At 55.4% G+C, this 867-nt stretch carries 1 protein-coding gene; it reads right to left on the bottom strand.

Annotated features, from left to right (window positions below; translation table 11 throughout):
* The coding region (locus tag QWY30_RS15825) for an IS4 family transposase (protein ID WP_290242651.1) at positions 1-770 on the bottom strand (770 nt) is incomplete at its 3' end.
* Positions 771-867: the final 97 nt, after the last annotated feature.

The following is an 867-nucleotide window of genomic DNA, read 5'->3' as shown; positions in this document are numbered from 1 at the left end:
TCTGGGTAATGTTGGGTCGCGTAAAACCCGTTGAGCAATATCGTCTGATCGCAAATAATGCCGCTCGCTCGCTCGACTTGTGCCGAATAGATTCTTCGAGCATTCATATTGGCTTTGGCGCGGGTCACGAAGAATCCACCCGCCTGATGCAGAGCATAAAGACGGGTGAAGTCCAGGTAGCCACGGTCCATGACATAGAACGCGCCAGCCTCGATCGGCATGAAGTCCAGAACGTTGACTTCGTGCATCTTGCCGTCGCTGATATGGATAAACGCTGGGATTGCGCCCCGCAGGTCCAACAAGGTGTGCAGCTTGACTGCGCCCTTGGCATGGCGAAACGGAGCCCAATCGAACAGGCTCAGACACAGATCGATCGTGGTTGCGTCCAGTGCGTAGACGGTGTTCTTCAAGTCGAGTCCGACCAAATCCGTATCGCTGTAGAGCTTGCGCGCGCGACGAATAAGCAGTGCAGCGATATCCGCCCAAATACGCCAATCGCGCGCTTCGTTCGCATCGGCCAACGTCGAGCGATGAATGCTGTGACGCAGCCCCATCGCATAGAGTTTGTTCGCGTTGGCGCCAAGAGTCACCTCGATGTCGCGCAGACTCTCTCGCCACGTCAGCTGAGCAAAAGCCATCACGCGAAACTGTTCCGCGCAAGTCATGCGACGAACGCCTGCGTTGCCGCCGTAGCGATCGACGATGCGACCAAAGCTCGTCCACGGCACGAACTCCATAATCTGCGCAAAAAGCGTCTTGCCGACGTTCATGAGACATCCCCCAGAGGCTAACCCCTAGGAAAATACCCAAAAATGATGAATTTGAATTCAAATCGGCACCAAATAAAATCGGCCGCTAGGCCACGCC

It is taken from the genome of Zwartia panacis (genome assembly GCF_030410395.1).
GTDB lineage: Bacteria > Pseudomonadota > Gammaproteobacteria > Burkholderiales > Burkholderiaceae_B > Zwartia > Zwartia panacis.
The sequence above is the reverse complement of the archived record's forward strand: the minus strand, read 5'-3'. Positions and strand labels throughout refer to the sequence as shown.